Origin of the sequence: Paenibacillus sp. 1011MAR3C5 (assembly GCF_003591485.1) — a bacterium.
Classification (GTDB): domain Bacteria; phylum Bacillota; class Bacilli; order Paenibacillales; family Paenibacillaceae; genus Pristimantibacillus.
In genome coordinates this window covers 90,131-111,152 of record NZ_QZCF01000002.1, presented here as the reverse complement: position 1 = coordinate 111,152, position 21,022 = coordinate 90,131, and the positions used below count along the sequence as shown (strand labels likewise).

General features: G+C 53.8%; 10 protein-coding genes. All 10 read right to left on the bottom strand.

Annotated elements, in window-relative coordinates; translation table 11 throughout:
• Positions 1–162: 162 nt before the first annotated feature.
• Entirely contained in the window at positions 163–1,590 is a 1,428-nt protein-coding gene (locus tag D3P07_RS05325; RefSeq protein ID WP_119799076.1) for a glycosyltransferase family 2 protein, read from the bottom strand.
• 67 nt (positions 1,591–1,657) lie between these two features.
• Positions 1,658–2,785 (bottom strand): hypothetical protein, encoded by a 1,128-nt coding sequence (locus tag D3P07_RS05320; RefSeq protein ID WP_119799075.1) that lies wholly within the window; start codon positions 2,783–2,785, stop codon positions 1,658–1,660.
• A 19-nt stretch (positions 2,786–2,804) separates the two neighbouring features.
• Positions 2,805–3,947, bottom strand: coding sequence for a radical SAM/SPASM domain-containing protein (locus D3P07_RS05315; protein WP_119799074.1), 1,143 nt, complete (start codon positions 3,945–3,947; stop codon positions 2,805–2,807).
• A gap of 24 nt (positions 3,948–3,971) precedes the next feature.
• Positions 3,972–4,235, bottom strand: coding sequence for an acyl carrier protein (locus D3P07_RS05310; RefSeq protein WP_119799073.1), 264 nt, complete (start codon positions 4,233–4,235; stop codon positions 3,972–3,974).
• Positions 4,236–4,246: 11 nt separating this feature from the next.
• Complete coding sequence (locus D3P07_RS05305) at positions 4,247–7,660, bottom strand: beta-ketoacyl synthase N-terminal-like domain-containing protein (protein ID WP_119799072.1); 3,414 nt, start codon at positions 7,658–7,660, stop codon at positions 4,247–4,249.
• A complete protein-coding gene (locus D3P07_RS05300) occupies positions 7,653–11,561 on the bottom strand; it encodes a type I polyketide synthase (RefSeq protein ID WP_119799071.1) in 3,909 nt (1,302 codons plus the stop codon). The genes D3P07_RS05305 and D3P07_RS05300 overlap by 8 nt, the downstream gene beginning before the upstream one ends.
• Positions 11,562–11,598: 37 nt before the next feature.
• Positions 11,599–12,873: an ACP S-malonyltransferase gene (gene fabD / locus D3P07_RS05295; protein WP_119799070.1), complete on the bottom strand. Its 1,275-nt coding sequence runs from the start codon at positions 12,871–12,873 to the stop codon at positions 11,599–11,601.
• A 15-nt stretch (positions 12,874–12,888) separates the two neighbouring features.
• Positions 12,889–16,632: a non-ribosomal peptide synthetase gene (locus tag D3P07_RS05290; RefSeq protein WP_119799069.1), complete on the bottom strand. Its 3,744-nt coding sequence runs from the start codon at positions 16,630–16,632 to the stop codon at positions 12,889–12,891.
• A gap of 39 nt (positions 16,633–16,671) precedes the next feature.
• On the bottom strand, positions 16,672–19,770 hold the full coding sequence (locus D3P07_RS05285) for a cyclic peptide export ABC transporter (protein WP_119799068.1): 3,099 nt from the start codon (positions 19,768–19,770) through the stop codon (positions 16,672–16,674).
• Positions 19,757–21,007: a macrolide family glycosyltransferase gene (locus tag D3P07_RS05280; RefSeq protein WP_119799067.1), complete on the bottom strand. Its 1,251-nt coding sequence runs from the start codon at positions 21,005–21,007 to the stop codon at positions 19,757–19,759. Before D3P07_RS05280 ends, D3P07_RS05285 begins: the two co-directional genes overlap by 14 nt.
• Positions 21,008–21,022: the final 15 nt, after the last annotated feature.

The following is a 21,022-nucleotide window of genomic DNA, read 5'->3' as shown; positions in this document are numbered from 1 at the left end:
GACTTTTCAACACTTTTTGATACTTAGCAATGGAATTGTGATTCTTTTAACCAGACTAACCAACCATGTTAAAGGGTTACGCAACTTGATAAACAGATAAGTAAAGTGTATCGAGCAGCCATTAATACGCCCGATACACTTATTCAATTTTTTAATGATAATTCAATTAATAACATGTTGTTTTACGGGCTCCAAATTCTCTGTAGTTCGAGCTGAAACCGTTTTGCGCACGTCAAGCACCAGAAATTCCCCAGTCCTGGATGAAGTCTTATACTCCAGCTGCTTCTGGCTCAGAATCTGCTGCAGCTCGTCAAGACTATGCCATGTCCATCCGGCAACGGTAGCCAGATAGGACACGTAAGTTTCATTATGGATGAATACGAGCTTTTTCGAGATCCGTTGAAGCTCCTTCAGCCATATGCCGGCGATCGGCTCGCTGATCATGCGGTAGAAGTCGGTCACGACAAGAACATCAAAGTAACCTGACGCATAAGGCGTATCCGCTCCCAGCATATAAACGACCTCTTTATCAATCAGTTTGCTTTTGAAATCCTGATACATATGCTTGTTCTGCAAAAAAATGTGCGAGACGTCAAGCTCCTTCAGCAAAGCCAAGCTGTCGGCTCCTACGATAGCGGAGCGTTCCGCACCCGCCAAATAATCGTCATGCAGCCTTCCAATCAACTCAGCAGGATAAAGCGGCGTAAAATACTTGATGACCAGGCGATTGAACTTCGACATCATCCCGTCATAATGCATATCGGCCGAGTATGGATACAGCTCTGTATCAAACGTATAGTGCTTAAAATGCATTTTTTTGCGATTCATGAAGCTTGTCTTGATTTTCATATCGATTTTATCATCTGCCGCATGCGGGAGATGCAGAACGCAAATCTCCTCTGTCGCGTACATGGCCGCGCCATGCAGATGCAAGTGGTACGAGAAGTCGGTGTCCTCCGCGCCCCAGCCCTTGAACGACTCGTCGAAACCGCCGGATTGCAGCACAATATCCCTCGAAGCGCTGACCGCGCCGCTCCAGCCCATCGTCCACGGCACATCCATCCGGTTCAAATCGCCGCCAACCAGCTCGAAGTGTGCCGTACGCATATCCTCCCATCCGGGATCGAACTTCAGATTCTCGCATGTTTCCGCCAGGTTCTGTGGCGTGATGCCTTCGATAACCGACATGTCCTCTTTGTCCGGGTCCGTGAAGGCTCCTAATATATAATGGTACAGCACCATATTCGTGCTGTTCCCGATTCGTCCGACCGATTGATGGATCATCGTATCCGGGATAACAATTCCGCTGTCCAAGAAGACCAGTATACGCCCTTTACTCTCTGCAATACCGGTATTGCGCGCTCTGGAACGACAGGAATGCTTGTCCCTCGGGATAAAGATATAGTTAAGCGAAGGCAGCTTGTCCCGATAAGAATCCACGACATCGCGAACGGGCTCGGTAGAACCGTCATCTACAATGACCACTTCCATCCCAATACCGCCGAGGTCCTTCTGCTCGCTGATGAAGTACAGCGTCTTCTCCAATTGATCGGGCTTGTTATGCACCGGAATTATTATTGAAATATCCATAAGTTCATTCCCTCCATCCACTGCCGATCTTAGAGAGGACTTCCAGGTAGAAGTCCTCCCTCAATGATTAAACCTCCAGCTTCACTGCTTCTTCGAATTGATAAGGGACGAGATGATTGTGCCCGCCCAGCTCCTCCACCAGTGCAGACAGCACCTGCTTCTCCGCGGCCTGCATTGGGCCTAACCGATTCGCGATATCTCCCAGGGTCCCGTTATTGCGCGAATAGAAATACTTCAGCAGCATATTGCGAAGCACCATCGCCTCGCCTTCCAAGCGCGTATAGCCTTCCAGAGCGGCGCTTTCTTCTCCTAGCGCCCCTTGCTCCTGCAAATATCGAATACGGGCTGTCATCATTTTTTTGTGCTCCCATAAAATATGAAGCGGTCTGACGTCGAGATTGAGGCTGCCCTCAGCCAGCAGCCGAAAGTATTCCTGAAGCCCTGTATATATATCGAGACCGTAATAACCTTCTATGCTTTGATAATGGAATCTTAACCGCTTGGATGTATTGACGCTATGCAAATAATCACTCATGCTGTCCAGCATCGTCTGCAGCTCCAAATCGTATCTCCCCAGCTGCGCTCCGAACCGCGAACCGCCGTATTCTCGCAGCTCCACCTTACGGCATAAGCTGATTCCCTTCTGTCCCTCATCGTTATAGTAAGCCAGATCAAAGTTCTCGAAGCTGACCTCCTGGAACGAAAACTGCCGGTTTTTATCAAAAATCGCAATATTGTAAATCTTACGGTTCAGGTCGTAGCCGAACACCATCAGGTCATGGCTGAAGTGATGTACACCGTTGCTGATCGAATTCGGGATATAATATTCATCCACATACGTTGAGCAATAATAACCCTCATCGAGATGACACTGCAAAAACGCATGGATATCGATGTTAAGGTTGGCAAGCGTCCCTTTATTCGTCTGCCGATACTGCAGCCATGGCACATTGCCGAACAGAACCATGAGATTGGGGAAAAAGTCGAGACGATACTCCCCGAACTCCATATAATCCTTGGAGATATAGAGCTGATTGTAATGGGTGTATATCCATGGCTTGCACTCCTCATAATTTTGAAGAATGCCCAGCACGTAAGCATGTCCGAGAAAGCCATATACGTCAGGTGTTGTAAAAGGCAGCTTCCTCACTCCGTCGAATTCGCTGGTTTCTGTACGCACAGCATCGTTGCTCATCGATTGTCTCCTTCCTCCGTTAGAACGATTCTTTGTCGGCGAACATCCTCGTGCAGCGGTTGCACATCATCAGATTGGTCGTTTTCAGATACTCCCGGAAGCTGGTCGCACGCTCGCCTTCCCACATCTCCTGGAATGAATTCTCATAGATATTGCCGTACTTGTAGTCTGGCAGATCGACGCATGGATAGACCTCGCCCGTTCTGCGGATGACCATCTCATGCCACGGCGCAACGCATTTCGTACGCCCGAACACATTATCGATGTCGGTGAAATATTCATGGATATCCACGAAGCTGGACGTATCGACGCCTTCGGATTCCCAGATCTCCTCCAGGTCCTTTTTGAGCGCCAATGTATCAATGCCGATGTCCTCTTCTACGAAGCCTTGCCAGCCTGCGGATACATCGCAGTTCAGATGCTCTTTCATCTGCGCGGCATACGCCAATCCCCGCTCCTGCGTCGTGAACAGGAGAGGCGCGAAGTTGACAGACAAGTCGCGGCGCTTCAGCCAAGGGTTTTTGGAATCATGAAGCACGACGTTCGCATCCTTGAATCGCTCGCGCAGCGCGCCGAGGAAATCCTTGATGCTGTGATAGTTGTACTTGGAGAGAACCATCGTAATATTAATGAATGGGAACATCTTTTTGCGTCTGCGTTTTTCTTCAATAAGAGCGTCGATATTTTCGCAGATCGTCTTGAAGCTGCCCTTCCCGCGAATGGAATCGTGGAATTCCTCCGGTCCGTCGATGGAGATGTTCATCGCAACGATATTTTCCATAATGAATTGCACTTGCTTCTTAATCAGCGAGCCATTCGTAAGCAAATAAATATTCGCTTTCCGGCTGCGCAGATACTCAACCAGCTCTGTGAAATGCTTGTACAGCATCGGCTCTCCGCCGGTGACGATTACACTCAGGTTTTTATTCACCTCAGTTACGTCATGAAGGAATCTCTTTAAGACTTCAATATCCAGCTGCTCGCGAATGGCGCGTTGTGGCTCCTTGAGCGCCCAGCCTGTCTCGCCCCAGATATGGCAGAAACTGCATCGGTAGTTGCACATTTCCGAAGGAAACAGCGTAAGCTGCTTAATTTCCGGCTTCAAATTTTGGACATGCTCGACTAACGCCGTTCCACCAAGACTGCCTGCTTTCGTCAACATAAAAGAAATCCCTCCTTGTATTGGCTATTCTTCACTCGACGTAGAGATATACTGCATAATGGCATTAATGCTTCTGAAGTTGCGGAAATCCAGATCCTCGTCCTTCCAGGCGACGCCGAACTCCATCTCGGTGGCGATGACCAGCTTAATGAACGTAAGCGAATTTATGCCAAGCGCCGACAGCTCATCATCCGGGCCCAGCTGGTCTAGTGCAGACGGATCATCCACGTTGTCTCTTAACAGATTGATTACCTTTTCTCTCAATTCTTCCTCTGTATTGATCACCATATCTGTTCCTCCTATAAGTTGACTTTATCGAGCACCGTACTAAGCCTAGCAAACAATCGTAACTGGAAATCCCCTTCACTGCCGGCAAGTTCCATCCACTTAACCGCGATGGACTCTGCAGCCGCAGTCTCATACTTGCGCATGTACATATACCGGGCGGCGCTTTTGCGCACCGTCTCCCAGCTGCTCACCATACTCGAGAAAGCCAGCGCCAGCTCATCGCTTTCGCCGAACACCTCATTTAACCGGTATCGTTCGACTTGCTTTGCATTAATAATGTCATTCAACAAATCTACCAGGCCCTCTGCTTCCCTGTGAAACGACTCCTCAGTCGATACGATATGCCGTACCCACTCGGCCATCTCCATTAATACATGCCGGCTTTCCTCCAGCCGCTCGCGTCCCTTAAGCTGAGTCTTTGCAAAAAAAATCTCGGGATCAGCGTCAATAAAGTCCGTTGAGCCAGTCGGCTGTGCCCGGCCCAGCAAGTAATGGCTAGGCCGATTCTGATGGTCCTTGAAGTTTTCGGCAAAGCCCAGCGCGGATCGGACCAGATCCTCGTATTCGATAGTACGGGCCGCATACGACAGATTTTCTTGCCGGTCATGCTCCATAATATGGAACTGGCGAAGCTCCTCATCGAAGCCGAATATGAGCAGCGTATGATCGACATGACGCTTCCCGTACGTATCCTTGCGAATCGGCTCGTAATAGCTGTCCACCCATACGATAACCGGCTTGCCGGAACGGAGGCTCTCTATCGTCTCGGATAGAATGTGCTCATGGTCATGCCGCGTTATGATGTTCAAGCCTTGAAGCTGGAACAACTCATCAAGCGGCAAGACGGAGACATAGTCAATCCCGAACGGCCTTCCGCTGCTGCCGGGGCGATCGAATACGATCAGATCATTAAGCAGGAACGGCATGATGCTCCCGCCGAAATGGCGGACAGCCGGAAACAGCGAATTATAGAAGCAATTCCGGTAATACAGATCGTTGAACGGCTCCATGTGCGGCAAGATGACGCGATCCCCAGGTGCTGTCCATTCATCTGTGTTCACCTGCTCCGCTGCGCTCGCTACCGCTGACATCGCCTCTTCCTGTTGGAGCTGCTCTGGACTTAACGGCTGGGCGGCTCCCTGCCCCAGCCATTGTGCGGCCTGCCGAATCGTAGGGTAGCGGTAGAGATCGTCCGATTGAAGCAGAATTCCTTCTTTCTCCAGCTCCACTTCAAGCTGAATGGCCAGGATGGAGTTGCCGCCAAGAGCGAAAAACGTATCGTCTACGTCTATCTCCTCGACTCCAAGCAAGCAGCTCCAGGCATTAGCGAGCTTGTGCTCCAGATCGGTATATCCGCCGGCAGGCTTGCCTGTCAGTTTGGCCAGAGCCCGCAGCTTCTGCAGCGGTTCAGACAGCGGATGCTCCGGTAAGATCGCCAGCGGATTCTCCGTTGCATCCTCACCAAGCGGCTTAACCCAGCATCTGACTTCCTGGAACGGATAGGTTGGCAGCCTGGCCTTCATCCGAATGTCTCCGCTATATACCCGATTCCAATCCACATCGGCACCTAGACAATAGCGCTCGCCGAGCTGCTGTAGCTCTTCGATCCCGGACGATCGGCGTTCAATTAGCCGGTTGACGCATTCCATGGCTTCGGCAGTCAATCGCTGCAGCCCCTCAGTCGTCAATTCACCCTGAGTGCGCGCTTCCCGGTGAGCGCTGGCAAGCCTGTGTTCGCCATAATAAACGCCGCTACGCTCATCGTTTGCCAAGCCTTGATCGGCTAACCCAGCAAGCTTCTCCCTCAGCTCAGGCAGATCTCGCGCGATAATCGCCAGCCGGCTGCTGTAATGTCCTCTGCCTGTCGCGGCCGTATAGCAAACATCGCCAAGGCTTGGATGCTGCTTCTGCAGCGACTCCGCATATGCGGCAGTCAATTGCTCCAGCGCAGTCTTGTTTTTGGCTGACAGCACCAGCAGATAGGGCAAATCGTTCTCGTACCCGGCGATGTCCTCCGCTGCCGCAACCGGAGCCTCCTCCAGCACGATATGGCAGTTCGTGCCGCTGAAGCCGAATGAGCTGACGCCGCATCTTCTCGGATAAGACTCCGACTCCGTATCCCACCCCAGCGCCCGATCGTTCACATAGAGAGGCGATTGCTGGAACGGGATATTACGATTCGGCTTTGCGAAGTGCAGCGTAGGCGGAAGCGTCTTGTATTTCAAAGCCGCTACCGCTTTCGCCAGCCCGGCTACCCCGGCAGCCGCGTCCAGATGGCCGACGTTCGTCTTCACGGAGCCGATTGCACAGAATTGTCTCTTGCCGGTGAAGGCGCGGAAGGCGCGGCGAATGCCGTCAGCTTCTATTGGATCGCCTAACCTGGTTCCCGTTCCATGCGCTTCAATGTACGCGATCGTCTCCGGATCAATATCCGCATCCCGCCAAGCCTGGAGGAGCAGCTTCTCCTGCGCTGCGGCATTCGGAGCTGTAAGCCCTACCGACGCGCCGTCCTGATTCATCGCGCTGCCCTTAATGACGGCATGGACGGGATCGCCGTCCTTAAGTGCCTTGGCGAGCGGCTTCAACAGGAAGGCGACGGTTCCCTCTCCCCATACTGTGCCGTCGGAATCATCGTCGAACGCGCTCGTCCGTCCTGCAGAAGATTCGATCCCGATCTCGTAAAGCCCCTCCACCGGCAGCAGACATACCTTGACGCCGCCTGCGATCGCCATCTCGCATTCCTCGTTACGGAGCGCCGTACAAGCAAGATGAACCGCAACCAATGATGACGAGCAGGCAGTATCAACCAAGAGAGCGGGGCCCTTCAAATCCAGCATATGCGCGATTCGCCCAGCCATTATGGAAGGGGTGTTGCCCGCGCTTGCGGTCCCGATCTGCGACGGAAAGTTTTTGGAGACATACTGCCCGTAGACTGGCCAATCCGCAAATCCGAGATAGATGCCTGTACGGCTGCCCATAATCCTCTTTCCCCCGTAGCCCGCATCCTCGATGGCTTCCCAGGCTGCCTGCAGAAACAAGCGCTGATTGGGGTCCATTAGCGACGCTTCCTTCGGCGACAGATTGAAGAAGCTGTAGTCGAAGCCGTCGACCCGATTCAGATATCCGCCATAGCTGTACCGGATATTGTCTCTCTTCAAATGAGTAAATGTACGAATGAAGCCTTCCGAATCGAATTGTCTGGCTGCGGGATAGGGCTGGATCAAGTCTCTGCCATTCACAATATGGCTCCAGAATTGCTCCAGATTGTCCGCGCCAGGCATCTTGAGCGCCAGCCCAATGACCGCAATGTCCTTGGAAGGCTTCGGATGTTGTTTCTTCACGGACTTCAGCAGTTCGAGGCCGGTTGAGGCGTCGAGCTTGCCTGCCCCGACACTTTCGAATATCGTGCGTATGACGTTATCCATTGGCCACCTCCAGCGTATGATACATGCTTACCGCGTCATCAATGGACAGCTCGCCTCTACCAATCCGCTCAAACATATGCATAACTTCCCGGTCGAACTCAAGCTCCCCGCCGCTTGGATCGGTCACCCTCTGCTCTTCGCTAGCCGTCAAACCGCCCAGGTATTCGGAAATCCGGGCAATTGTGGGATAAGAAAACATGTCGGCGACCGTGGTACGGTTCGGATAGTTCGCCTCGATCAAGGCATGAATCTTCGTAATTAGAATGGAATCTCCGCCGATCTCGAAGAAGTTGGCATGGACATCCAGCTCGTCATAACCCAGCACTTGCTTCCATGCCCCGGCCACATGCTGTTCGATCTGGCTGTATTCGCCCTCCCTCTTGCCCTTCAGCCGGATGGGAACTCCGCTAGCCGCTTGCCTTCTATTCCTCGATGCTTCGGGCTGGACGTTTCGGACAACAGAACCGGCAGCAGCCGACCGGCGGAACGGCAGCAAGTCACCCAAGGCGAACATGCCGGATTGTTCATTCCATTCGCCTATATAGATCCCTCTGCAATCGCGGGCCAACAGCTGTCCGAATGCCTTAACGCCTTCATGCGGGGCAAGCGGGCGGAACATCTCTTTGTCCTCTTCCGTATCGGAGCCTGCCGCCATCCCTATTCCGTCCCAAGTCGGCCAGTTCAATACAAGCGTTCTTCCGAACCGGCTTCGATAAGCCGCATACGCATCCAGATAAGCATTGCCCGCCGTATAAGGTCCCGACCCGACACCGCCTACCAGCGTAATGGCAGAGGAGAAAAGAACGAAGAAATCCGGGGCATCTTGTCTAGTCAGCCTGTCCAGCAGCCATGTGCCCTGTATCTTCGAGGCTGTAATATGCTTGAACTCATCCAGCGTAAGCTTCCCGAGTAAATTCCCTTCTGAAATGCCTGCTGCATGAACAACCCCAGCTATACGTCCATACTGCCTGCGCATGCTATCGATAGCTGCATCTAATTGGCCATAGTCTGCAACATCAGCCTGTATCGGAATCACTTGCGAGCCCGTCAGCTCGATATCCCGGATTGTCTGGAGACATGCCGCTAGCTTGGCATCCGCTCTCTTCCGAATTATCGCATCCCATGTCTCGCGCGGCGGCAAGATGCTACGCCCGATGAGTCCGAGCCGAACCGTTCCTTCGGCAGCGAGCTGACTTGCAATTCGAAGACCGATACCGCCCATGCCTCCGGTGATCAGATAAATGCCATCCTCTGAAAGCTTGATATCCGATGCCGGCAGCTCTCCCGGCTCAAGCGGCACAATACGGTCCGTGTACCTTATGCCGTTCCGATAAGCCGTCACATAGCTGTCGTTCCTTCCAAAGGCTGACTCGTTCCATATCGTCTTGGCTGCATCCGCCACTTCATCCAGATCCATGCACCGCAGTCGCACCTGCCGGTTTTCCCAGCCGACTGTCTTCCCAAGTCCGATCATCGCCTGGGAGTGGGGAAGTACTCGTCCCTCCTCCGAGCGATAAACAGCGTCCGCTAGCAGGGTGGCCGCGATGACTTCAACAGGAGCGGCAAGCGTCTCATTGGCTAGCGCCTTCGCCAAGAAGAATAAGCCGTATACGCTCCGGTTCAGCTGGTTATCCAGCTCGGCAAGCGATTCCGCTTCCGTCCGGTCTCCGAGCGAGCGGAGATAGAGAATCCGGTCGACCCGCTCTTCCTTCAGGTCTTGGAACAGCCGTGCGTAGTCGGCATAGTCGTCATGGATTAGGAAGGACTCTCCGCTGATCTTCCGATAGCTCTCCCCTATGCCGACTTCAATGACGCGACATCCCCCGGCTCTGCCAAGATCAACGATCTCCTCACCAGTAAGGCCCTCATCCTTGAACACAAGCAGCGTCTGCGGAATGTCTGCGGCATGGACTGCCTTAATCGGCTGCTCCACCCACACGCGGCGGTGGAACAGCTGACGCTTGCCCGGATCGGCTGCATTCCGCCTCGGCCCCGCTTCCGGAATCTCAAGCCAGCAGCGCTCCCGGTCAAAGGCATAAGCCGGCAAATGGACGCGCCTTCGCTTCTTGCCAGCGTACAGCGACTCCCATGGAATGAACCCTCCACCGACATAAGCCGCTCCCAGCTCCCGGAGCAGGCTCTCGTCCGGCTTGCCGGCTTCCGAACGATGCCGTTGCAGCAGCTGTTCGACATAACCGTCGGTTCTGTTTCCCTCCCGCTCTGCAACATCCTCGGCCTTCGCAGCCGCTGTCGATAGCAGTCTAGAGGTTGAGCCATCACGTCCCGAACCGCCGTTCAATCCAGCCTCGCGCAGAAGCTCGGCGGCTTCTTCCATGCTGAAAGCAAGGATGGCTAACCGGTACTTGTAATGCGTTCTCCCGACGCTCAGCGTATAACCGACATCCTGCAAGTCCAGCTTGCGGTTGCGGTCAAAGTAATCCAGGCAGCTTCTTGCAAGTCCGTTCAGTGCGGTTTCCGTCTGGGCTGACCAGACGAGCAAGCTCGGCTGACGGCTTTCTGCTATTGCCGATGAAGAATTGCCGTCTTCCGGCGCTTCCTCCAGTACGATATGGCAATTGGTGCCGCTCATGCCGAAGGAACTGACCCCGCATCTTCGCGGAGCGTCCTTACGCTCCCAATCGATTAAGCGGTCATTGACATATACGGGCGATTGCGCAAAGTCGATCTCGCGGTTCGGCCTCTCGAAATGCAGAGAGGGATAAATCCGCTTCTCTTGAAGCGCCAGCGCCGCTTTGACCAAGCCAGCGATTCCTGCCGTGTTGTCGAGATGACCGACATTGCTCTTGAGCGATGCAACGGCGCAAAATTGGCGATTGTCCGTATATCTCCGGAACGCCCGCTGGATGGCTTCGATCTCGATGGGATCGCCCAGCTTCGTCCCGGTTCCATGCGTCTCGATGTACGCAATTGTCGCGGGATCAACGTCCGCCTTCTTCCAGGCCTCTACGATAACAGCCTCTTGCGCTTGAACATTCGGCGCAGTAATGCCTACCGAGCTGCCGTCCTGATTCATGGCGCTGGATTTGATGACGGCATAAATTGAATCCCGATCCTCCTTCGCCTTCTCCAGCGATTTCAATACAATCGCCACAACGCCTTCGCCCGTTCCCGTTCCATCCGAGCTGTTGTCGAATGTTCTGGCACGCGAGGTCGTCGATTCGATGCCGACCTCCGCCTCCCGCAGCGGGACCAGATGAAGCTGAATGCCACCGGCAATCACCATGTCGCATTCACCGTTGCGTATAGCCTGACAAGCCAGATGTACCGCGACCAGCGACGACGAGCATGTTGTATCGACGAGCAGGCTCGGCCCTCTTAAATCAAGCAAATAAGACAAGCGGCTCGCAATAATGGAGCGAACGTTGCCGGTCATCGCAAGCGACATATTGTCCGGTTCAACATCTTGAATCATTTTTTTGTATTCCGAATCCGAGCCATAGCCGATATAAACGCCGGTACGGCTTTCCTTCAGCTTCTCGCCGCTGTAGCCCGCATCCTCTATCGCACTCCAGGCTGTCTGCAGAAACAATCGCTGGTTAGGATCAAGCAAGCTTGCTTCCTTGGGCGACAGCTTGAAGAATCGGTAGTCGAACTTGTCCACCTCGTCCAAAAAGGCCGCTTCGCCGTACGGAATTTCATTCTCCGCCTTTCCGATCCAGCGAAAGTAACGGTCCATGTCGTTCCGGCGCGAGGAGGGGATCGGCCTGACACAGTCCAGCCCTGCCCGAAGATTGTCCGCGAACTGCCAGACCGTGTCTGCCAGAGGAAGCTTTAGAGAGATGCCGATAATCGCAATGTCCGACTGCGACACGTCTTCGAAGGTGACATCGCCGGATGATTGCAATGGAGCATCGTTAAGCTTGATCGAACCGAAATCCATATCCCTTCACCTCCGCATGTTTGGGCTTTCCTGCGCATCAAACGGATGCATATTGGGAATAAAGCTGCTCCGTCCCCGACTTCATCAGAATGGTTCGGAATCTCTCCCGCCGCTCTGCCTCCGGCACCTTCTTCGTCTCCAGCATTCCTTTCAGCAGGGTTAAGGCTTCCTCGGATTGCTGCGGTGAAGGCATCGAGCCTTCACCCGCTTCATCCAGCTGCTCCTGAAGCTGCTGCAGACGGCGATACGGCTCGATAAAGCCTTGCTCATATTCAGCCAAGCTGTCATTGCGATTGCGCGTGCATACTGCCGCAGCTACGCACAGGGTCACCACATTATGTCTGGCGTTCGTACGATGCTGCTGCGCGATCTCCGCTGACAGCTGCTCCCGCACCGTTCCGATATCGCCGTCATTTTCCAACGTGTAGCACGTGATCGTCGGCACGTTAGGCTTCATCAATCTGGTCAGTACGTTCTTCGCACCGAGCTCCACAGCCGCCGAGATGCCCATCCGGGACAACAATTGCATGGACTCTGCCCATCTGACCGGCGCTGTTAATTGAGCAGATAAATGGCTGGCAATCTCTACAGGAGACTCATAAGGCTTAGCCGTCACATTGGAGATTACCGGCCACTTGAAGCTTCCGAAGCGATAGGCGCGCAGCTCCTCCTCGAACTGGATGGAAGCCGGCTTCATCAGAGCGCTGTGGAACGGTGCGCTTACATTCAAATATGCGATGCGGCCGCCCTCCTGCTCTAATTGATTCGCAACACGCTCGACTGCGGCACCGTGGCCGGATATGACGATTTGGTCCGGTGAATTCAGATTGGAGATTGCCACGCTTTCATTCGTCCCTGCCGATTCCTTCAAGCATGCGGCTTTCACCGTCGTGACGCTTAGGCCGATAATCGCACACATCGTGCCAGTGCCCTCGGCTGCCGCCTCCTTCATAAGCTGACCCCGCCGTCTGACCAGGCGCAGGGCATCCGCATAGTTTAACGCTCCTGCGCATGTCAGTGCCGAGAACTCTCCCAGGCTATGGCCTGCCGCATAGAGGGGCGCAACGCCGATTTCTTCCATATAGACCCGGAATGCCGCGACGCTTGCAGCAAGCAGCGCGGGCTGCGCATTCTCCGTGCGGGTAAGCTCCTCGGGATCGCCTTCATGCATCAGCTTGCGCAAATCGAATCCTAGCACGTCGCTGCCTTCCTCGATGGCTGCTCTGGCGGACGGATAGCGGTCGAACAGCGATTTTCCCATCCCGACATATTGGGAGCCCTGTCCCGGAAAAACCAATAAAAGCTTTCTCATCCTCCATCCCTCCCTTTATGATAAAATGCGGCTTTCCGTCAATTGGCGGAGCACGTCGACACTTTGGCTTGCCATCTCTTGGACAGCTTCTTTCCTTATACGCCTATCATTAAATTTCATATGAACAGTTAGCTGATTGGCAGACGCCTCTTCTTCCATAGCAATGACAATCTCGTACTTATCCAGCAGGGCTGCATTCGCATGAATCTCGCCTCTGCCGATTAGCGGCAGGATCTCCAGCTCGTCCTTCATCACAGCAACCTCACCCGCCCTGCTAATCGGATAGCGGGCCGAATCGCCAGCATCTCTCAGCTTGCCGATAGCCGCAAACAGATCCGGGAAGCCGGATATGGCATCCAGCTCCACTTGCCACGGCGACACCTGTTCCGCGTCAACCATCAGTACTTGTAGAACGGCAGCGTTCCTTCCGCTTCCGACAGCGAATAGATAAGCGAAGACAGACGCGATAACATCGACCGCCGTAACGTTGTCTTCCTCCGCAATAGACCGGACATGCCTGCAGAGCTCACCCTGCACATGGTAGCGAATGGAGCCATGGCCGCTTGCCTGCGGATTGCGGATAAAAAAACGATCCGGCAGCGTCTGATAGCCTCCAAACATCGATTCGTCATAGATGGCATTCCGGCTCTCAATCCATTGAGCAAGCTTATAAATGGTAGAGTAGGTAAACAAGTCAACGATGCCGAGTCCCCACCCAAACTCCTTCTCCAGCTTGCTGTGCAGCTGCATAAGCAGAATGGAATTGCCGCCAAGGTCGAAGAAGTGATCATGCAATCCCACGTCCTCCAGCTTCAGCACCTCTTGCCAAACCCGGCGGATGTTCTCCTCTGCCTCGCTCAGCGGCAGATTATCCTGAGGGCGGCGATCCAGCGGCCGCGCAATGCCGGTCAGCGCCTTCTTATCCGTCTTGCCGTTGACAGTCCGAGGTACTTCGGGAATGACATAAAAGTACGACGGCACCATGTAGGCGGGCAATCTGGCCTCCAAATAGTCGCGCAGCTCCTCGATGAACGGCACCGTTTCGCCAGTCGTCTCGATATAAGCCGCTAATGCCTTTTGACCATATGCATCATCTACCGTCAGTACAATGGCGTCTTCCACTGATGGATGAGCCAGCAGATGGTGCTCGACATCGCCGGGCTCTACGCGGTAGCCGCGTATCTTGATCTGCTCGTCTGCTCTCCCGAGAAACTGGATGCTGCCGTCCGGGAGCCACTTGCCGATGTCGCCAGTCTTGTACAAGCGCCCGCCCGCAAGGAAGGGATCCTCCACGAAGCTTCCTGCGGTCAACTCCGGCCGGTTCAAGTAACCTCGGGCAACGCCTTCGCCGCCAATACAGATCTCCCCCGAGAGGCCGATCGGCTGCAGATGACCGGCTGCATTCAGCACATATACCCTGTAATTCCATATGGGCTTGCCAATCGGAACGAAGCTCCGCGTCTCGCACGAGCAGCGGTGGTACGTTGCGCATACGGTCGCCTCAGTCGGCCCATAGGTGTTATACACCGCTGCGTTTTTAATCAGATTGGCGTAATATTCCTGCTTAAGCACATCGCCGCCGCTTATAAAGATACGGACACCTTCCCAACCGTCCTGCTTGTTCAATTCATTCAGCAGCAGCGGCGAGCAGGATACGACCGTTACCCCGCCATCTCCAATGATTTTCTCCAGTCTCAACGGGTCCAGCACATCCAGCTTGTCGGCCATGACCAGCCTGCCCCCCGCCAGCAAGACAGGATACATCTCTTCGACGAATTGATCGAAGGAGCAGGACGCTTGCTGGAGGAAGCCATCTTCTTCCGTCAGCTTGAATTCATGCTGGAAGGCCTGCACATACGCCAGCAGATTGCCATGCTCGACCACTACGCCTTTCGGCCGGCCAGTGGAACCGGACGTATATAGAATATAGGCTGGGTCGCTGGAAGCTGGCGACTCGTCGTCCTTCGAACGGCTTTCGTCTCCCTGGAAGGAGATCTCCATCGGATTCAGGCACCTATCGCGATAACCGTACCGCTCCGCAACATCCGGCGCAGTGAGCAGCAGCCTTGCGCCGCTGTCCTGCAAGATTTGCCCGATACGCTCTGGCGCATAGGCGTTATCAATGGGAACGTAGGCCGCGCCAGACTTCAAGACGCCCAGCATCGCTGCTATCAGTTGATCGTCGCGCTCCATAAGAATCGCCACACGCTCCCCCGCCGCAGCCCCTCTTCGCCTCAACTCCGCGGCCATCCGATTAGCTTTATCATTCAGCTCCCCGTATGTCAGCTTGCTTCCACTGCTGAGAACCGCTACTCGGCCCGGAGTTTTGCACGCTTGCCGTTCGAACAGGAGATGAACCGGTTCTGTGAAGGCAGGCGCAATCTCTCGATTGAATTGATGCAGGATTTCGTTCCGTTCTTCCTCCGTGATCATATCGATCATGCCGATCGAGCGTTCCGTCCCTCCCGTCATTCCACGGATGAGCTGCATATAATGACCGGCCATCCGATCGATGAATGCCTCGGAATATCGGCTGGCATCGTAGGCAATTTCCAGCTCTATGCCTTCGAAGGCTTGTATGCCAACCGTGATGCCATAGTGGGTCTTCTCAGTCATTTCATATCGTTCGATTTTCAGCAGGTCGTCCTGCATGAGCTTCATGTCCAGCGGATAATTCTCCAGTACGACAATGGTGTCGAACAGCGGTTCCCTCTGGTTAAATCCGCTATACGTCGCGATATCGACCAAAGCAGTAGTCTCGTAGTCCTCTCTGCGCTTCAGCCCATCATTGATGGACCGAATATAGCGATCCACCGACAAGTCAGAACCGCACTGTATGCGAAGCGGAATCGTATTGATGAACAAGCCTACCATCTCTTCTATTCCGCGAATCTGCGGCACTCGCCCAGAGACTGTCGTGCCGAATACGACATCATCCGTCCGGCTGTAGCGAGAGAGCAGCAATCCCCATGCGCCATACAGCAGTGCCGCAAGCGTAACCTCCCGGCTTTGGGCAAACTGCATGATCGCTTCCGCTTCTGCTTGCGGCAGCTTCCTCCTGTATGGCCCCTCTCCTGCGCGATCCGCAGCATCGGCAACCGGCTCTGGAACGGCGGTTCGCTCCGTCCAATCCGCCAGCTCGCGCTGCCAATAGATCCGCTGCGCGTCGCGATCGCGGCTCTGATGCCATTTCACAAATTCCTTGAACCTCGTTTTTCCTGCCAGTTCCTGCGAGCTTTCCCCCCGGGACAACACCCGATAGGCTTGAAGCAGCTCCTTTAGCAGAATGCCGTTGCTCCAGCCGTCGAACAGGATATGATGCCAAGTGACGATCATTACGCCTTCACTGTCTGCAAGCTTGCATAATGTCACTCGCAGCGGCGCCGTCTCCAGATCCGGCATATTCCTTCGTTCGCACTCCCGTTCTTCCTGAACCCTCAACTCCCGCTCCGCAGACGGCCAAGCAGACAAATCCACTACCTTGATTGGGGTTTGCGCCTGCTTCAATACAATTTGCACCGGCCTCTCCAGCTTCTCGTATCGAAACACGGTGCGCAGCATCTCATTGCGCCGAATAACTTCTTTCCAAGCGGCCTGCAGCCGGTCCATCCGGCATTCGCCGGTGAACCTGACTGTAAGCTGCTGGACATAGTCCTCCTGATGGGCGCCGCTCGCGTAATGAAACAGCAGCCCTTCCTGTGTAGGCGTCAGCCCCAGCATATCCTCAACATTTGCTCGATCCAGCCGTTTCTCCGTCATGCTTCCCCACCCTCCTTGCTAAAGCTAAGAAACCTTCGTCTAGGATAAGACCGCATTGCTTGCAAGCTGCCGGGACTTCACCTCAACGACCTGTCCCATCTCCATCTTGATAGTCTGGTCAGCCAAGTCGAAGTAACGGTCGTCATGCGTAATCGCAATGACGCACTTGCCTCGATTTTTCAAATCAGGCAACAATTGATGGTAGAAATAGGCACGGTACTCCGGATCCTGATCAGCAGCCCATTCGTCGAACAGGCAGAACGGACGGTCATCCAAATAGCTGATCAGCAGCGCAAGCCGTTTCCGTTGTCCAGTGGATAGCTTGGTCGTATTGAAGGAACCATTTTCGATCTGTACCTTGTCGATCAACTGCAGCTCCCGTAGATGCCGCTCGATTTCCAGCCCTTTGATCGAATAATCGATTCCGTACATCTTCTGGAACAAATAGAAGTCGCTGAATATAGCTGAGAATTGCTCCCCAAGCCTTTTGGAGTCCACCAGCTCGTCATCCAGCCGCACTTCTCCCTCCGCAGGAACGTATAAGCCGGTAATCAGCTTCGCCAAAGTCGATTTCCCGCTTCCGTTCCCGCCGGTAATGAACGTAATTTCGCCCGGACGGAAGGTGCAATTGATTGGACCAACCGAAAACGTCTCTCCCTCTTTGTTGCTGTAATGGAACGCTACCGATTGAAGCTCCAGCTGTGCGGGGGCCGGCAGTTCCTCTGTCTTCTTCTTCTCATTCTCCGCGTGTACGGTATCCAGCTCGGCTGACAGCTGCTTGATGCGATTCCAGCTGATGCGAATTTGGATGGCGTTCGGAATTGTATTCAAGATGCCATGAATCGGCCCCGTCATATACAGCAGAACGAATACATAATTGCGAAGCGTATGCTCTTTCAGCTCGCTGAACAGCAGCGGGAACAAGAACACGACCGAACCGATGACAAAAGTGAACAGCAGCTCGCCAATTACGTTGACATTGGCATACTGGAGATCGCCCTTGATCCGTTTGTCCCGGTACGTATTGCAGCTATCCTCCATATCGCTCTGGAAGCCCGCGCGCTTGCGTCCATTCAGGCTGAGCTCCTTGAAGCCGTGCATCAAATCATTAATAAAGCGGAAGAAGACATTTTGAATATCGCGGGTCTCTCCCCAAATCTTGTTCGCCTTAATGCCCGTTACATAGTGCAGTCCCGCCGCCAATACGATAAAGACCATGGCGATGAGCAATCCCTGCAGGCTGATAATGCCCATATAGACAAAGCAGCAGATGAGCGTGACCAGAGCAGTAGCTCCCGTAATAACAACATTGGAGAAGCCGCTGATTCGTTCGGTATCGTTGTTGAGAGAGGCCTGAATCTTCCCGTCCTCTACATTTTCGATACGCTGGTAGGAGGTTTTGAGGATTTTCCCCAGCAGCTCCATGCGCGTCTCGTAAACCATATCGTTGGCAATTTTCACGAGTCTCGTCCGCACCAGCTTCTGCCCTACCACGTAGACGGCAATACCAAATGCAAAGTAAAGGAACAAGCCGCCCTGAAAGTCTTCTACGCCACGGTTCAGCGTCTCATTGACAATAAAGATAATCATGGCGTTGCCAAAGCCGCTTGCGATGCTTAACAGCACCAAGGCGAACATGGAACGGTCCCCCGGCTTCGGGAACATACTCGAGAACATCATATATAAGCCGAACAGGACAACCGTCGCCAGCAGCATAATCACGGCATACAGGAGAGTGTCGGGCGCCCATACGAGCACGAAATCCCAATTCAATCCCCAAAAAAGAATGTCTGGAATCCGGTACAGGCAATAAGCCATTACACCGATAAAGACCGCCAGCATGACAAGCTGAACGACAGTCGACATCGGCTTGCCCTGGAATCGGCGTATGCCGCGCGCCGCCTGCGCGACGACCGTACCTGTCTTCCACAACACGAGAAGCGCGACCGGAATGAGAACAAATAGGATAAAGGTCGCCATATTGTCAATTCCCTTGTACTGATCGCTTACAGGGTCGGGCGTTTCTTTGCCGACAATAATATTCATAATGCCTTGGGCAATCGTTCCCGAATACGGCGAGTTCAGGTTCGCGAGCACCGCTACGCCTACGCCATCGTCCGGGCGAAATACGAAGTAAGACGAAAAGTTCGGGTTGCCGCCGGCATGCGAGATTTCACCCGTTCCATCCTGATAGACGCTCCAGCCTGCAGCGTAGGAGGAGCCGTCACCCCCAGGCGGCACTGTCCGATCCGGGAGATGCGACTTCGCCAGCAGACCGGCGAAAGACGCTGGCGCCGCCTCGACGCCTAGCTGGATTTTCAGCCATTTGGCCATATCTGTCGCATTCGAAATGATATACCCTGCCGGCGTATTGCCCCGGTACATGGGCGCATCATATTCTGCCGTACGCAGCATTTTGACCTTATATCCTTTGGAGAATTGATGCTGCTCTGCTTCCTGCCGGAACATGAACGTCGACGCCAAGCCCATCGGCAGCAATATCCGTTCCTGCACATATTGCTCATAGGTCTGGCCGGACACATTCTGAATAATGAGTCCAAGCACGTCATAATTGATCGTTGCGTATTCATATTTTTCGCCGGGCTGACGATCAAGCTCTAGCCCAACCAGCGTTCGAACCGTTTGCTCAAGCGCCCCTTCATCATCCGCTACCGGGATATCGCCAATCGTCTCGAACGGCACACCGCTTGTATGATGCAGGAATTGCCTTAGCGTAGCATCGGCAGGCTGTCCTTTGTAGGTCAGCTCAAGCCACGGAAGATACGAGGTAACCTTCTCGTCCAGGTTCAGCTTTCCTTCTTCTTCAAGCTGCAGCACCGCAAGTGCCGTAAAAGCTTTGCTCGTCGAACCAAGTTCAAAGAGCGTCTCAGGCGTAACGGGAACTTCACGGCTCATATCCGCATAGCCGAATCCCTTCTGGTAAACCGTATGCTCACCGTTGACAATGACAACGGACATGCCCGGAATATTAGATTTCTTCCAGCTCTTTTCGATATACTGCTCAATCTCCGCTTCCTTGCCGGATAAATCAGCAGCGGCAGCATAACCCGGCTGACTGACGGATAAGAGAATGACAATACTGGCAATCAGCAACAACCAACGTCTAATCGGCATCATCGTACACCTTCTGCTTCACAAATTTGAGAATTTCATCTACGGCATGATCCAGGCCGCCCGTCTTCTCGAACGAATGGCGGATTTTTGCACAGTTCTCCTTGTATTCCGGAAGAGCGGCAATTCGGTCAACCGCCTCCCTCAAGCCTTCTGCCCCGACTCTCTCGTCGCGCATATAGATTCCTGTTCCCGCCCGCTCAACCATCAGCGCCCCCATGTACTCGTCAAAGACCTGCGGCAGTACAACCATGGGCACGCCGCTGCATAAGGATTCATAGATGCTGTTGGCGCCTCCATGAGTAACAAAGACGTCCGCACGGCTCAATATGTCGAGCTGGGGCACATAAGAACGTACGATAAAGTTAGTCGGGATCAAAGCCCGCATAGGGGCAAGATCGGTCTTGCCGACCGACATAACCACCTGATAGCGGCTGTCATCCAGCGCGGAAAAACAGGTCTCATAAGCATCGTTTAGTTCATTCAAAATCGTGCCGAACGCGATGTAGATCAGCGGCCTGCCGTCCAGGAGCTCGTACGGGAAGTCCACCGGCTCCCAGCGCGGATACAACGAGTACCCCGCGAATAAATGCGTATCGTCGAAGGCATCTTCATGAATCTGAAATGATCTGGATGAGAACACCAAATTAAGCGGCTGCTTGCTGCAAAACACATCGTTAATGACATTCATAGGCGGCAGATTGTATCTGAGCGCGATCATGCGTGAGAGACGGTCCAGAAGCCTCCGGTATATATCATGCTTGCCCCTGTTCCGCTCATAGAGTGGATCGCCTTGCGCCCGCAGAACATATTCCATAAAAAACTCTGGATCGCGATCCGCCATTTCATCAATAAACGGGAAGTTGGCGAAATAAGCGATGCCCGGCACATCCAGCTTCTCCGCAATTTCCTTCCCCCATAAACTGAAGGCGTCATGGATGATATAATCGGGACTTAGCTGCGCTGCTTCATCGTATAGGGCGGAGGAAAGAATACGGCTTCGGTCCATCAGAAAATCGGCGAATACAAGGAAGGTGTCAATCCCGCTTCCTTGATGCGTGCTGAAGCCGAGCAAGCCACGATAGCTGCGGAACGATGCGCCCGCCCGCTCGATTTTTTCGCGGAAGGCGTCGCTGCAATAATAGACAACCTCCTCCCCGCGCTCGATCAGCTTGGAGACCAGGCCCAGCGTCGGGTTGACGTGTCCGTGCAAATCCACACCGAATAACACGACTTTAGACATCAAATGCCTCCTTCA